Below are 14,272 nucleotides of genomic sequence, written 5' to 3'. Positions count from 1 at the left end.
TGCTCCTGTCGAATGAGGTCGCCGGAACGGCGAACGTGGCGGGTTCAGGCCGCCAGCGGTGGGCCTCGCCTCGACAGCGACCAGACGGAGACCCCGAGCGATCCCCGGCCAGCTAGGGAACGACCCCAGCGCTGACGCACATGGGAGCGCGTCGGGGTGGCCCTCGGCGAGCGGGCGATCACGCCTACCTGATAGGAGGCTCGTACGACCATGACTATGAGCCAGGCCACGAGGAGTTGACCGGCGAGGCCACACAGCACAGCTGGTTCCGTGAGCGTGACCCACGCACCGATCCCCACAGACCCGTGCTCGACCAGCTCGACCGAGAGGAACAGGCAGATCTGCGCGAGTGCGAGGAGGGGGAACCGGACCGGGGGCAGCTCATCGCGCAGCCCGCTCAAGAAGGCCCGGACCAGCACCGCCACGGTGAGCGGCACCGCGACGAAGAACAGGTCGCCGACATAGCCATGGTGCGAGCCGACGACCGGCGCCGCGCCCATCGCCGCCGCCAGTGCGTAACCGACAACGTGACCCGCCGCCATCCCTCCCGGGATGAGCAACAGCGTCCACAAGCGAGGCCAGCGCACCGACGTCAACCTACTGCCACCTCAGGCCGCACCCTCGGCGCCCGACCCGCTGCGACCCAGACGGAGGTACAGCGCTCCGAACACCAGGACCGCCGCCAGCGTGGCGCCCACGGCGATCAACCATGTCGGCGCGTCGCTGCCCGGGGCCCGGCACGCAAGCCCCGTCGATGCTCCGATGGCGACCGATTGGGCCGGTGAGACCGCCTCGCCCACACCGATCGTCACCGGCACCGCCAACGACGCAGGAGGATCTGAGGACTCCACGACGACGGTCCACGAGCCCGCAGCCGGAAACTCGAGGTTGGCCGAGCGCAGACCCTCGTCGGAGTCGACGTCCATGGTCTGCACTGCGACCTCCATGAGATCTGGGCCCTGCGCAGAGACGGTGACCGCAGCAGGATCAGCCTCGTGCTCGTCGGCGTACGCCACGCACACCTGGATGAACAGCTGCAGGTCGCCGCTGACGCTCGAATCCACCAGTTGGATGGCCCCGGAACTGCCATGCGCTTCCGCTCGGGACGGCGCCACCAGGCCAACCAGGGTCACGGCGCCGACGGTGAGCACGAGGCAGACCCCAGCCAACCGGCGGACGCCGCTCACTTCACGATCGAGATCGCTCAACAGCAGTCTTCACCCCTCCAGGCCTCGCGCCCTTCCTTCAACGCCAATCCCGCGATCACGAGCGCAGCGAGAGGATCGGCCCACCACCATCCCACTGTGGCGTTGAGGAGGAGCCCGACGAGCAGGACAGCCGACAGGTAGGTGCACAGGAAGGTCTCGGCGGCGTCGGCAATGAGGGTGCGCGATCCCAGGGCCTGCCCGGTGCGGCGCTTCATCACTGCCAGCGCGGGCATCACCAAGAGGGATATCGCAGCAAGGGCGATGCCGACCGCGGACGTACCCGCCTCGCCCGCACCGAACAGGTCGAACGCCGACTGCACGGTCACGTAGGCGGCGAGGGCGAAGAAGCTGAGGGCGATGAGCCTGAGCGCGATCTGCTCGCGCCGCTCGTCGACGCCGTGGCGCCGCTCGGCCCGGAACTGCCAGACGATCACCGACGCGCTGGCAACCTCGACTGCAGAGTCGAGACCGAAGCCGATGAGGGCGATCGAGCCGGCCGCGGTACCCGCAGCGACCGCGATGACGCATTCGATGACATTCCACCCGATGGTGGCGTAGGCCAGCCACAGCCCCCGCCGACGAAGCGTCGCCTGTCCCGCGAGACTCGACTCGATCGCCGTCGGCTGCCTTACCGGTGTGTGGCCGTGGTCGTCACCCACGACGGTCGATCTCGTCGGCGTCGAGAACGGCGGCAAGGTCGACCGGGATTGGCATGGGCTTGAAGGCGGACACCCGGGCCCGGCCCGTGTTGCCGAGCGGGATCCGGCCGGTCATCGAACCCGGACCCGCCAGAACACTCCGGAAGAGCTGACCTGCGACCTCTCGAATGTCGCGGGTGCGGCACGCCAGCACCAGCATCTTCAGGTGGCAGCGCACATGGGGCCCGGCCCACGGCTGGGACAGGATGTGGGCACGTTCGAGCGCGGCCCAGGCGGCATCGTTGTCCCATGCGGCCTGTGCCGCCGCGAGCTCGGCATCGAAGATCGCTTGCACCCCTGCTGGCATGGACCGGTTCATCGGGCGCGGTCCTGGTGGCAGTCGGGATTGTCGACGAGCAGCACGAGACCCGCCAGATCGGCAAGGGCGTGGGCCAGACGGGGATCAGACAACTCGTAGCGGACACGTCGGCCTTCAGGCGTACCTACCACAAGGCCGCAGCCACGCAGGCAGCTCAGATGGTTGGAGACGTTTGCCTTGGCCAAGCCCAACTCGGCGACCAGCTCTGCCGGGTAGTGGTGCCCGTCGAGAATGGCCACGAGCAAGCGCCGGCGGGTGTCGTCCGCTAAGGCACGACCGACCCGGGCGAGCGCTTCCATGTCGACGGAGACAGCTGGCATACGACAGATGGTACAGCACGAGATGAACTATGACGACGGGATCTCAACCAAATACGGCGTCGGTGCTGGGCTCCGTTGTGGCCGAAAGGCGGCCGGGCGATAGCGCTTCTTGGGCGACGGCTGGTCATAAGGAGCGTCCAAGCAAACGATCGAGGTCGGCGCGAGGGACGCGAATGGTGCGGCCAATCTCGATGCAAGGGATGCCGTGCTCGCCCCCCGTCACTCGCCACTGGCGCGCGGCGGCGTAGGCCGCGTTGCGGCTGATGCGCAGGATGGCGGCGGCTTCGTCGACGGTGAGCACCTCGGTCGAGGTGTCGGTCTCGGCGGCGGACATCGGGTTCTCCTCGATAGGCGGTGGTGTGCCTACGTAGGCCCCTGAGGGCGCCACCACTTCGCGTCGGCGTCAGATGCCGACGGCCTGCTCCCTCGCCACAGACTTCTCCGCAGGGTGCGCGAGCTCCCACGCGGTCAGTTCGCCGGTGGAGCGGTGGAGGCGATCGGCGACGGCCAGGTCGGCGGGGGCTGGTGGGATGCGGGGGAGGGCTTCGCCGTCCAGCGGGTCGGTTGTAGCGGTGAGGTAGAGGTGGTTCTCGTGTCGCCCGCGGGTGATGTCGACGTAGGTCTCGGCGCGGGTTGCGGTGGCGTCGACTCGACTTGTTGACACATCACGGGTCGAGCCCTGCACCGCGTAGCTGGTCAGCGCGTATGCGTGGTCGATTCCGACCTCGGGCCGTCCTGCCGGCGTCCGATGGAGGTCGAAGAAGCTGCGTGGGATTTCGATGGGGCCGATTCCGTCGAATTCCACGGTGAGCGTGTCGAGTGAGCGATCTCGGCGATCTCGGCGGTCTTGGTGGACGGCGACGACGGTGCCGAGGGCGCCGTTTCGGACGTAGGCGCGTCGGTCGCCTTCGACGTGAAGATCGCGGTTCGGGGCGCGGGCGGTGATGCGGTCGCCGGCGGCGAAGGCTCGACCTCCGCTGGCTCGGATCTCCTCGTCGCCGAGTTCGCCGTTCGCTTGGCGGAGGACGTGGGCCAGGCGGTTGAGTTGGAGGCGGGTGCTGTTGCGGCGGTCGACCATCGGGTGATCCAGGCCGTCTCGGTGGGCATCCCACCAGCGGCCGAGGACCTGGCGGTAGATGGTGAGGTCGTCGCCCACGACGTGCAGGTGCCCGGCATTGGCCAGCTCGTCGAACGCCTCGTCGATCCGGCCCTCACGGAGTGCCTGCGCGGCGGCCCGGTCGTGGGGGTTCTGGAGTCGATGGGTGGTGGTCAACTCCGGCGTGTGCTGCGGGTGGCGCTCGCAGAGCACCCGGAACATGCCACCGGCGGCGATGGCGCCGTGCTGGGCGGGGTCGCCGATGAGCCGAAGACTGGCACCGGTCGCGGATGCCATCCCCATCAGGGAGTCGAGGTCGCGGTCCGACAGCGTGGACGCTTCGTCGACAACGAGGATCGTCCGCGAGTCGAGCGGGAGGTTGTGGGGGTCGGTGTGGGCGAGGTACCAGGCGACGGTCTCGCACTCGATCCCTGTGGCGGTAGCGAGCGTCCGGGTCGCCTCGCCCTTCGCGGCTGCACCAACGACTCGGTAGCCCGCGGCGGCCCACGCCTCGGCGCACGCGGCGACGGTGGTGGTCTTGCCCGCTCCGGCGCGTCCGACGGCGGCTTGGAACCGGTGTCCGCGCTGGCACCACTCGGTCACCAGCCGTCGCTGTTCACCGGTTAGGTGCGGGTGGCTCGCGATCGCGGCGTCGACCTGCTCGTCGGGAACGAGGTGTGACGCACGGTGCATGCCCTTGGTGAATCGGGCTGCGACGCGGTCTTGGACATCGAGCATCTCGACGGTGGTGAACAGCGGGTCGTCGGCGTCGGTGAGCGCGACGACGTGCGGGGAGGCGAGGAACTCGTCGGTCAGTTCGATCAGTCGGCGCGCTCCGCAGAGCAGCGGCTGGGGCTTGTCGCCCTCGGTGTCTGGAACGGGAAGGTTGGCCATAGCGGCCAGCGCTTCGGATCGGGAGAACACCGACCCTCCCGCGCAGATTCCGGTGGGCCCGGCGAGTGACATGAATAGCGCCTCGGTGTCGGTCACTTGACCGCTGCGATCGTGTCCGGTGAGCGACTCGATGACTTCGGGGGTGAGGCCATGGCGGGCGGCGCGTTCGCGCCACGACGCGATCAGGTCATCGGCGGGGGTGTGGTTCTTCGCCGGCCGGGTGCGCAGCACGATGTGTTCGATCTCGTTGGGGTGCGCGCCGCGGCCGATCTCTGCTTCGAGCTCTTGGAGGGCGTCGTCGATCTCGTTGCGGCGTTTGGAGAACTCACTGACGACGCGGTTGGTGATGCCGTCGACCTCCCATCCGGACTTGCGGCCGGGCCGCCACCGCACGCCGAGCTGTTCGGTGAGCTTGCGGCGCATCTCGGCGGTCGCGAGCGCGGAGGCTGCCTGGGCGTGTTGGTAGAGGGGCCGGGCGTCGAGAGCCCGGTGGGTGCCGTCGGTAAGCCGGACGGTGTTGGCGATCACATTGTGATGGTGCGGGAACGGGTCCAGGGCGCGGGAGGTGAGGTGTCGGAACGACGCCACCATCCACCCCTCACCCTCGACCTGGCGACCTTCGACGCGGCCCATCGCAGCGTGGTCTTCGAGCCAGCGGAGCGCCCAATCGTTCCCGGCCTGGATCGACCCCAGCACCGCGTCACGGGTCGTGTCGTCGCCGAGGAGGGCGAGGACGCCGAGGGACTTCTCGGTGGTCAAGGTGAGGTCATAGCCGACCCGCACCGAAGGTGGGCGGCGGCGCTCTAGGAACTCGGCCAGGTTCTCGCGGGTGACCAGCCACTGCCCCTTGGTGCCTCGGTGGGCGACCAGGTAGGCCCGCCGTGGGTGGCGCCCGGCGGCGAGAGCCCCTTTGATCTCGGGGCGGTGCTCGTCGTGGTAGCGGGCGAGGCCGCGCAGGTACCGGTTCGTAACCCCGACCAGTCGCGCGGCTTCGGCCAGGCTCAGTTGATCGTCGGGCGCACCCAGCCCCCGGATCTCCCCCGGCCTCGCGCCGGACTCGCGTGCGTGCACACAACGGGTCAGCTCGCTGGCCCGAACCCAGCGTGAACCGTCACTCTCCACCCAGGGAAGGAGGTAGGAGCCTCCCGGCTGGGTGAACTGCCTGGTCACAGGGTCGACGGGAGGTCGCGCGGGAGGTGCATCAGGTGGTCGGTCGCGCCCGGGAATCGCGCCGGGTGATCGAGCGGGAGTTCCCGCGTCACCGGTGGGCGCGGCGTGGGGTAGAGCGACCGTCGCGAGGGCGCTGAGTGCGACGGCCGTGCCGGCATCGAGAAATTGCTCGACCTCTCGATGCGACACCTCGAGAGCGGCAGCGGCGTCGGCGACGTCGTAGAGCTGTTCCCCGTCGGCTCCGACCTTGGTGTGAGCGCCTGAGCCCAATGTGGGTCGCCGCCCGGCCGAGCCCTGGGCGGAGATGAGCCGCTCGTCGGTATGGGGGTCTCGACCAGCCAGAACCGCTGCGAAGTCCGAGCGCTGCACGACACCGGCAAGCCCGGCCCCCTCGGCGGCCCGACCGAGCCAACGCCCTGGCTCCTCGCCGCTGTCCGCGTAGTACCGCTCCGGGCCACCCGGGCCGGGAGACGGATCGGGACGCGATGGCGCGCCCTTCGCTGGTGGCTGGAGGTAGCGGACGATGGCGTCCACGACGCGGGCCGTTTCGGCCCGTCCGCCGCCCAGCGGGGTGACCGTGAACTTCACCGCAGACCGCCAGCGGGAGGTCCAGCAGGTTCCCCGTAGGGGAACCTGCAAATGTGTGCGCGCCGGACCTGCCGTTCTGGAGCGATGTGAGTCGCCGCGGAGGACGGTGCTTCAGGGGAGCCGGCGCGGCGACTGAGGGCCTTCATCCGAGGGCCTGCCCGAGTGGGTGGGGTTCGGGTGCAACTGTCGGGGGTCCGTGCTGGAGGCGGTCGAGTCGAGCGCCCATCGATGCGACGCTCGCCCGGTGCTGGGTGAGATCGTCGATCTGCTCGAGGTGGGTGCCGAAGAGCCGCTCGTGGGTGTCCTGCGTCCACTCTGGAACCCGGGCGAGCTGGCGGGGGCTGAGCGGACCGACCTGCTGATACACATCGAGCCCAGCGCCGTCAGGTGAGGGCCTGGCCAGCCGGTACTGGACCATCCGGTTCAGCGTGTTCGCGAGCCGGCTTCGCTCGCCCACGCCCACACCGAGGCCGAGCGATCGAGACAGGTCGCTGGCGCCGATCTCGGCGGGAACCTGCGTCGCCCACAGTGCAGGGAGCCGGCGTAGGAGCAGCGTCGAGCTGGGTCCGACGACCGCCGACCAGCACTGCTCGACGTAGGGGTCGGTCAGGCCGAATCCGATCCGCTGGACGCGCCCGTCGGGGTGGTCGACCGGGGTGAAGGACAGCATTCGATCCAGTTCCATGCCTTCGTAGGCCCGTCAGCGCTGCCATAGCGCGCAGCGATGGGCCGTCCGGGAGGTCGCGCGGGAGGTCGAGCGCCCGAAACCAGGACACGGCTTCGAGAAATCCGTGCGGCGGGAGGTCGAGCGGGAGGTCCGTCGGGAGGTGGCACGCGGAGCCTCCTGTTGCCCAACGACACCCGGAGGTTCCCGATGGCACAGATCCTGCAATCCCTCAACCAGGAGTGGTCGACGCTCGCCGACTCTCCTACCGCCCGTCGCGCGCTCATGCGCTGGACAGCGGTGCACCCCGTGCTACTGCCGGCGTCCGATCTCGACGAGGTCATCGATCTCGGCTACCGACCGGACGTCGGTCCTGAGGTCCGCCGTGCGCTGGCCACGCTCGCCCCGACCGATCACCTCGCCGCCCGCACCTTGCTGCAGGAGCTCCTCGGCGGCTTGGTCAACCTCGCCCACCGGGTCGGCCGTGATGCTGACGCGGTCGACGACGTCGTTCGGATCGCCTGGGAACGCATCCGGACCTATCCCGCCCACCGACCCGGCTCAGTGTCGGGCAACGTCTTGTTGGACGTCCGCAAGCGCTACCGCCAAGAGCACGACACGGAGCAGCAGTGCCCCACTGGTGTCGCCGGCGCCGTCCTCGAGCCGTCGGCTGAGGACCGAGTTCTCAGCAGGGTCTTCTTCGAGGAGCTGGTCATGGCGAGCCAGGCGAGCGGCGTATCGAACGACGTGCTCGCCACGATTCTCCGCAGCCGGGTTGGCGGCGAATCGATGGCTGACCTCGCTGCCGAGCAGCACGTGTCGCTCAAGGTGCTCTGGCACCGCCGGTGGCGGGGCGAGGCGCGGCTGCGCGAGCTGCCAGTGGCGAGCTGACGGCACCCTGCAGCTACTGGTATCACAGCAGAGGTGAGGTCTTGACATGTCTCACCAACAGTTGTCAGTATTTTTCAAATCTTTCAGTTGATTTGAAACCACATTTGACATAGAACCTTCTAGGTAATAGGTAATTGGTGGGCGGGGCTACGAGCAAGCAGCCGGCAAAGGAGTCAAAGTCATGGCCAAGCCCGATGGGTCCGACCGAACGGTGAGGGCCCTCCACGTCTGGACCCTCGTGGTGCCACTCGCCCTCGTTGTCGGCGCGGTCGGCTGCTCCGAGAACGACTCGGCTCCAGCGGTCGATCGCGAAGCCTCACGCGAGACGCCGACCAGCACGGCCCCCAACTCGGTGCTGACCACAACGACGTCGTCGGCTCCCCCGACGACCGAGCGGAGCCTCGAGGACGAGATCATCGCCCGCTACGTCGGGTTCTGGGATGCCCGCTTCGCTGCGAACAGCGGCACCCCGAACCCCGACGACCCGAGACTGCGCGAGTTCGCCACGGGGGACCAACTCGACGCAGTGGTCGCAGAGACGCAGACGAACCTCGATTCGGGATTGGTGTTTCGCCGGTCAACGAATCCCGCCGAGATCCAGCGGGTCACCGTCGTCGAGGTGAGTGGGCGCCGAGCCATCGTGCAGGAGTGCGTCGTCTCGGACGGCGTCATCGTCCGACGCGACTCCGGCGAGATCGTCAACGACCAGGTGAGCACCCACAACGTCCGGGGCGAGATGCAGAGGGTCCGAGGCCAGTGGCGAGTTGCTTCCGCCGAGCTCGTCCAGCGTTGGGAGGGGGTCGCAGGGTGCGCGCACGATTCCTGATCGCGGCAATCACCGCAGCGGTTGCGCTGGTGACGGCGTCGCCTGCGGCGGCTGACGACCGACCCGGGGGCAGCGGCGGCGCATACGTCGACCCTGGTGGAGACCCGACTGCCGTTGCCGGGGATGGTGGGGCGGGCGGTGGTAGCGGTGGACCGAGCGGGGGCGCCTCAGGCGAGAACCCGTGCCCTTGGCGGGTGGTCGTCGCCGACGACTTCGCCTTCACGGTGTACCACCCGATCACGGGCGAGCCGCAGCACTCGACGACCGGCCGCTGGCTTGGGCGGTGGTGCGACGGCGACGGGGGACTGTTCGGGTTCTTCCTGAGGCCCGAGGGCGACCTTGTCGACCCCTACCAGTTGGCGCTCGATGCGCTCGCGTCGGTGCGGATCCCGCCGCCGGAGATCCGGACGAGCCCATCCGAGCACGGGCGACTGTACGTACAGGTATCGACCTGGCTGTGGCTCGACCAGAGTTGGTGGCAGCCGTACGAGGCCACCGCGAACGCCGGCCGGGTGTCGTCCACGGTGCGAGCCACTCCTGTGGCCACGAACTGGCGCCTGGGTGACGGCAACAGCGTGTCGTGCCGTGGGCCCGGCACTCCGTGGCGGCCCGGCCTGCCCGAGGACGGTTCCAGCTGCATCCACACGTACTCGTCGTCGTCGGCCACCAGGCCCGGCGGCACGTTCCGCATCGAAGCCACCGTGGCCATCGAGGTGTCGTGGACGACGAACGTCCCCGGTGGGGGCGGGTCGCTCCCCGCGATCGACCGCACGTCGACTGTCGATGTCGAGGTCGGTGAGATCCAGGCGATCGGCACACAGGAGGGCCAGTAGCCGTGGTGTCCACCCAGACCCCAACCCGGGCCGGTGCCCCTTCCTCCGACCGGCAGCCGACACGCCCACTTGCAGATGTCCGCCCGCCGGGGAGGAGGGTACGGACGCCGGAGCTCGCGATTGGTGTCCTCGTGACGGTCGCTTTCGCCCTCGGAGCCGTGCTCTGGCACCTGAGCGCGGTCGAGAAGGTGCCAGCGCTGGTCGCGGCGTCACCGCTCGAGCGGGGCGAGATGATCGACGCCAGCGACGTCCGTGTCGCGTACGTGTCGAGCGACAACACGTTGGCGCGTCTCAATGACTCGGAGCTGGATCGGGTTGTCGGGCGTGCCGCCCTGGTTGACCTTGCCGAAGGGACGCTCCTCTCGACTTCGCTGGTTGCGGACGTCCCAGCGGTCGACACGGGTGACGGTGTCGTCGGGCTGTCCCTGGACCCGGGGGCCTACCCGTCACGTGGGCTTGCCCCTGGCGACCGTGTGCACGTCGTGCGCACCGAGGAGGTGGCCGATCTCGACGCTGAGCCGACGGTCGTGGCTCGCTCAGCCACGGTGTTCGACGTCGAGGAACTGGCGAGCGATCAGCTCCTGGTGTCGGTCCTGACCAGTGAGGCAGATGCGGAGGCGGTCGCCGCCGCGGCCGGCGCAGTTGGGCTGCGGCTCGTGTTGGTGGCCCCATGAAGGTGGTGACCCTGGCGTCGGTTCGGGGCGCTCCGGGCGTGACCACAACATCGCTCCTTCTGGCGTCGACCTTCGCCGACGGCCTGGTGGTCGAGGCCGACCTCGACGGCGGCGTGCTCGCCATCCGGTACGGCCTCGGCCGGGAGCCGGGCCTGACCACCTTCGCCGCTGCCGAACCCGACGGCGGCACCGGATGGAGGGCGCATGCACAGGATGCGGGCGGTGTGCCGGTGCTCGTCGGCCCGGACGCGCCTTCCGCCAGCGCGGCGCTGTGGCGAACAGCGGGGGAGCGAATCACCCGTGCGCTGGTCGCCTCCGACGGCGTCGCGGTGGTCGACGCTGGACGCCTGCGGTCACCGAGCACGATCGTGGCCGCCTCGAACCTCCTGGCCATCCTCGTCCATCCGGTCACCGAGCAACTGGTGGCCCTCACCCACCTCCTGTCGACCCTGCCTCAACCCGTCCGAGGGCAGGCCGGCATCGTCCTCCTTGGCGACGGGCCCTACCGCAGCGCCGATGTCGAGCGCTCGACCGGAGTGAGGGTGGTCGGCGAGTTGCCCGACGATCAGGATGCGGCCGAGGCGTTGCGCACCGGCCGCGCGTCCGGAGCGCGGTTGTCCCGGTCTCGACTCGTTCGTGCGGTATCGACGCTGGGGGAAGACGTCGGCGCTTCGCTGCTCGATCCAGTGGCTGAGGTCGTGCCATGACCGCAACGGTGACCGGGCCGACAGTGTGGCATCAGGATGGGATCGACTCTGATCTCGTCGCCCGGCTGCACCACAGCGTTGGTGAGGCGCTCACGGCGGCCCATGTCGCCCATGAGGAAGCAGGCCGTGGCCGGCTTTCGCCGAGTGACGAGCGGGCATTGGCCCGCAAGCTGGTGGCAGACGACCTTCGCCACCTGGCGGCGAGCGCCTACGCCGATGGCCGGACGCCGCTCGACGAGGCCACTGAAGCCAAGGTCACTGCGGCGGTGCTGGACCGCATCCACGGTCTCGCTCGTCTTCAGCCGCTCCTCGACGACCCCCAGATCCGAGACATCCACATCTCTGGCGCTCAGCGCGTCTGGCTGAACCTGCGCGATGGGACCAAGGTCCGCGGGCCCGCTGTCGCCGACTCCGACGACGACCTCATCGAGCTCATCGCCACGGCCGCCCGGCGCATCGGGCGGAGCGAGCGCCGGTGGGATCACGCCCAGCCGGAGCTGAACCTCCAACTGCCGAACGGCGACCGCCTCCATGCTCTCATGGCGGTGTCGGGGCGCCCGACGGTCACGATCCGTCGCCACGACTTCGACATCCACCGCGTGTCCCAGCTGGTGGACGGAGGGGTCTGTGACGAACTGCTGGCCAACTTCCTGTCGGCCGCGGTGCGGGCGCGCGCCAACATCATCGTGGCCGGCGGCACCGGCACCGGGAAGACGACGACGCTGCGGTGCCTCATCAATGAGATCCCTGCCACCGAGCGCCTCATCACCATCGAGGACTCGCTCGAGATCGGCCTGGAGCGCTTCGAGGAACTTCACCCGGACCACGAGACCCTCGAAGCACGCGAGGCCAACACCGAAGGCGTGGGCTCATTCAGCCTCGCGGAGCTGGTCCGCTCCGCTCTGCGGATGGATCCCCAGCGGGTGATCGTCGGTGAGGTCCGGGGGGCGGAGGTCCTTCCGATGCTGCTCGCCATGAGCCAAGGCAACGACGGCTCGATGTGTTCGATCCATGCCGACTCATCCAAGGGTGTGTTCGGGCGGCTCGCCATGTACGCGGCCATGACTCCCGAGCGGCTGATCCCCGATGTCACCAACTTGCTGGTCGCCAACGCCGTGGACCTCATCGTGCACCTCGGCTGGGTATCCGGGGAACGTCGGGTGACCAGCGTTCGTCAGGTCGCCGGCACCGTCGAAGGTGGCCAGGTCGTCTCCAACGAGCTGTGGCGACCCGAAGGCACCGGCAGCGGGATCCCGGCGGCACCGCCGACTCCCGACTTCGCGGCCCAGCTCGAGGCCCACGGCTTCGACGCCAGTGCCCACGCGGCCGCTCACGGGTGGTGGCGATGACCGTGCTCGTACTCGCTGCCCTCGCGGCCGGCGCCGCCCTCGGAGTGCTCTTGAACATCACCGGGCTCGCTGATCGTCAGGTTCTCGATGCCCCGTGGGGCTACCTCCGGCGCCTCGTCGACAGCTCGATGCTGCGGAAGGCCGCCATCGCGGCCGCCGCCGGGTTGGTGGTACTCGCAGCCACCGGGTGGCTGGTCGGAGGTGTCATGGCCATCGTCGCTGCGCTCGTGCTGCCAGGCATCCTCAACGGCAAGGGCGCGAGGCAACAAGCCCTCGACCGAACCGAAGCCATCGCCTCCTGGACCGAGATGATCCGCGACTCGATCGTCGCCGCCTCGGGGCTGGAGGAGGCCATCGTCGCGACCGCCCCCGTCGCACCGCCCCCGGTGGCCACCGAGGTGCGAAGGATGGTCCGTCGCCTCGACCACCAGAGGCTCCCCGAGTCGCTCGTGGCCTTCGGCGAGGACCTCGATCATCCCTCCGGCGACCTCGTCGTCGCGGCCTTGGTGATCGCCGCTCGCATGGAAGCCTCCGATCTCTCAGGGCTGCTCTCCCGTCTGGCGGACGCCACCCGTGGCGAAGCCCGAATGCGCATCCGAGTCGAGGTGGGCCGCACCCGCGTCCGCACGGCGACGAAGGTCATCGTCGGCGTCGTGATCGCGGCGGTGGTCTTCCTCGCCATCGCCAACCGCGACTACCTCGCCGTGTACGACAGTGCCGGCGGCCAAGTCATGTTGGCCATCGTGGGCGGCATCTTCGCCGTCGGTGGCTGGCTCCTCACCCGCATGGCCGAGATCGAACTGCCCGAGCGGTTCACCGCCCGAGCCGGCGGGCCCACGCAAGCCGGGGCAGAGACGTGAACACGCTCGTCATGGTCGTGCTGGGAGCCGGCGTCGGTGTCGGAGTACTGCTCATCAGGCGAGGCCTCGCACCACGCCCACCGAGCCTCGAGGAGGTCCTCGCCGGGCTCGCCCGCCCCGGAACCAGCCTCGACGACGTCGCACCAGCGGACGCGTCCAGGTTCGGCCCGATCGAAACGGCTGCCCGACGAGTCGTCGAGGCCCTCGGCTACGACGCGCACCGCCACACTCAGGAGCTGGAGCTCGTCGGCCGCAGTGCTGAGCGCCACGCGTTCGACAAGCTTCTCGGCGCGATCGCCGGGCTGCTCGTCCCCAACCTGGCCGTCGCGGCGCTCGTGGTTCTCGGGATCCCGGTGCCGGTCGGTGTCATCGCGATGTTCTCGCTGGCCACCGCGGCCGCGGGGTTCCTGATGCCCGATCTCCTCCTGCGTGACGAGGCAGGGAAGCGACAGGGAGCGTTCCGCCACGCCCTCTCGTCCTATCTTGACCTGGTCAACGTGCTCCTGGCCGGAGGAGCTGGCATCGAAACGGCGCTGCACGCCGCAGCCGACGCCGGCGACGGCTGGGGATACCAGACCATCCGCGCCGAACTTCGCCGAGCCCGCCTCACCGGACAGTCCCCGTGGGACGCCTTCGCCCAACTCGGCGCCCGCCTCGGCATCAACGAGATGGCCGAGCTCGCCGCCAGCGCCTCCCTCGCCGGATCGCAGGGGGCTCGCATCCGAACATCCCTGGCCGCCAAAGCCGACACGCTCCGCGGCCACCAAGTCGCCGAGACCGAGGCCGCAGCCGAGGCCGCCACCGAACGCATGACCCTCCCTGTCGCCGTCCTGTTGTTCGGCTTCCTCGTCTTCATCGCCTACCCCGCCGTCGTGCAGATCACGTCAGTCAGCGGACCCCAACCCTGACGGAGCCACAACACCCAAGGAGCCACTATGCCCGTGCCCGACCCCCGACTGCTCTTGGAGTACTGCTACGCCCGCTTCGGGATCGATCCGAACGACGAGCGCGGGATGACCACCACGGAAGTCGCGGTCATCACATTCCTGCTGGTCGGTGCTGCGATCGTGGTGCTCGGCATCATCTACGCCGCCGCGCAGAGCAACGCCAACAGCATCCCCACCCCCGACCAGCCAGGGGGCTGAGCCTCGTGGGCCGGGGGCTGCGCGACGAGC

17 protein-coding genes are annotated in these 14,272 nt (G+C 69.3%); 9 read left to right on the top strand and 8 right to left on the bottom strand.

The window, feature by feature from the left end:
- Nucleotides 1-44: 44 nt before the first annotated feature.
- The 8 genes from JNK12_20465 to JNK12_20430 form a co-directional block, all read right to left on the bottom strand.
- Nucleotides 45-596 (bottom strand): hypothetical protein, encoded by a 552-nt coding sequence (locus JNK12_20465; GenBank protein ID MBL8778324.1) that lies wholly within the window; start codon nucleotides 594-596, stop codon nucleotides 45-47.
- Nucleotides 597-608: 12 nt separating this feature from the next.
- Nucleotides 609-1,208 (bottom strand): hypothetical protein, encoded by a 600-nt coding sequence (locus JNK12_20460; protein ID MBL8778323.1) that lies wholly within the window; start codon nucleotides 1,206-1,208, stop codon nucleotides 609-611.
- Nucleotides 1,205-1,867: a cation transporter gene (locus JNK12_20455; GenBank protein MBL8778322.1), complete on the bottom strand. Its 663-nt coding sequence runs from the start codon at nucleotides 1,865-1,867 to the stop codon at nucleotides 1,205-1,207. Before JNK12_20455 ends, JNK12_20460 begins: the two co-directional genes overlap by 4 nt.
- Complete coding sequence (locus tag JNK12_20450; protein ID MBL8778321.1) at nucleotides 1,860-2,225, bottom strand: DUF3703 domain-containing protein; 366 nt, start codon at nucleotides 2,223-2,225, stop codon at nucleotides 1,860-1,862. Before JNK12_20450 ends, JNK12_20455 begins: the two co-directional genes overlap by 8 nt.
- Nucleotides 2,222-2,545 carry a winged helix-turn-helix transcriptional regulator gene (locus JNK12_20445; protein MBL8778320.1) on the bottom strand — a complete coding sequence of 108 codons (324 nt, stop codon included), beginning with the start codon at nucleotides 2,543-2,545 and terminating at the stop codon, nucleotides 2,222-2,224. The genes JNK12_20450 and JNK12_20445 overlap by 4 nt, the downstream gene beginning before the upstream one ends.
- A 124-nt stretch (nucleotides 2,546-2,669) precedes the next feature.
- A complete protein-coding gene (locus tag JNK12_20440; GenBank protein MBL8778319.1) occupies nucleotides 2,670-2,879 on the bottom strand; it encodes a helix-turn-helix domain-containing protein in 210 nt (69 codons plus the stop codon).
- A gap of 69 nt (nucleotides 2,880-2,948) precedes the next feature.
- A complete protein-coding gene (locus tag JNK12_20435) occupies nucleotides 2,949-6,293 on the bottom strand; it encodes a relaxase domain-containing protein (GenBank protein MBL8778318.1) in 3,345 nt (1,114 codons plus the stop codon).
- A gap of 142 nt (nucleotides 6,294-6,435) precedes the next feature.
- The gene (locus JNK12_20430) at nucleotides 6,436-6,978 is read right to left on the bottom strand and encodes a hypothetical protein (GenBank protein ID MBL8778317.1); all 543 of its coding nucleotides are present in this window, start codon (nucleotides 6,976-6,978) and stop codon (nucleotides 6,436-6,438) included.
- A gap of 189 nt (nucleotides 6,979-7,167) precedes the next feature.
- On the opposite strand from JNK12_20430, the gene JNK12_20425 reads away from it, so the two are divergent.
- The 9 genes from JNK12_20425 to JNK12_20385 all read left to right on the top strand — a co-directional run bounded on the left by JNK12_20425 (nucleotide 7,168) and on the right by JNK12_20385 (nucleotide 14,242).
- Entirely contained in the window at nucleotides 7,168-7,848 is a 681-nt protein-coding gene (locus JNK12_20425) for a hypothetical protein (GenBank protein ID MBL8778316.1), read from the top strand.
- Nucleotides 7,849-8,029: 181 nt separating this feature from the next.
- A complete protein-coding gene (locus JNK12_20420) occupies nucleotides 8,030-8,674 on the top strand; it encodes a hypothetical protein (protein MBL8778315.1) in 645 nt (214 codons plus the stop codon).
- A 194-nt stretch (nucleotides 8,675-8,868) separates the two neighbouring features.
- Nucleotides 8,869-9,507, top strand: a complete 639-nt coding sequence (locus tag JNK12_20415) for a hypothetical protein (GenBank protein ID MBL8778314.1) — start codon at nucleotides 8,869-8,871, stop codon at nucleotides 9,505-9,507.
- Nucleotides 9,508-9,665: 158 nt separating this feature from the next.
- Nucleotides 9,666-10,181, top strand: a complete 516-nt coding sequence (locus JNK12_20410) for a flagella basal body P-ring formation protein FlgA (GenBank protein MBL8778313.1) — start codon at nucleotides 9,666-9,668, stop codon at nucleotides 10,179-10,181.
- 86 nt (nucleotides 10,182-10,267) lie between these two features.
- A complete protein-coding gene (locus tag JNK12_20405) occupies nucleotides 10,268-10,888 on the top strand; it encodes a hypothetical protein (GenBank protein ID MBL8778312.1) in 621 nt (206 codons plus the stop codon).
- Between the two features lie 158 nt (nucleotides 10,889-11,046).
- Nucleotides 11,047-12,237, top strand: a complete 1,191-nt coding sequence (locus tag JNK12_20400; GenBank protein ID MBL8778311.1) for a CpaF family protein — start codon at nucleotides 11,047-11,049, stop codon at nucleotides 12,235-12,237.
- Entirely contained in the window at nucleotides 12,234-13,097 is an 864-nt protein-coding gene (locus JNK12_20395; protein ID MBL8778310.1) for a type II secretion system F family protein, read from the top strand. Before JNK12_20400 ends, JNK12_20395 begins: the two co-directional genes overlap by 4 nt.
- Nucleotides 13,094-14,005: a type II secretion system F family protein gene (locus JNK12_20390; GenBank protein ID MBL8778309.1), complete on the top strand. Its 912-nt coding sequence runs from the start codon at nucleotides 13,094-13,096 to the stop codon at nucleotides 14,003-14,005. Before JNK12_20395 ends, JNK12_20390 begins: the two co-directional genes overlap by 4 nt.
- A gap of 27 nt (nucleotides 14,006-14,032) precedes the next feature.
- Nucleotides 14,033-14,242 carry a hypothetical protein gene (locus tag JNK12_20385; GenBank protein MBL8778308.1) on the top strand — a complete coding sequence of 70 codons (210 nt, stop codon included), beginning with the start codon at nucleotides 14,033-14,035 and terminating at the stop codon, nucleotides 14,240-14,242.
- The last annotated feature ends 30 nt before the right edge of the window (nucleotides 14,243-14,272 follow it).

The organism is Acidimicrobiales bacterium (assembly GCA_016794585.1).
Classification (GTDB): domain Bacteria; phylum Actinomycetota; class Acidimicrobiia; order Acidimicrobiales; family DATDAH01; genus JAEUJM01.
Note: the sequence above shows the minus strand (reverse complement) of the source record. Positions and strands in the feature narration are given on the sequence as shown.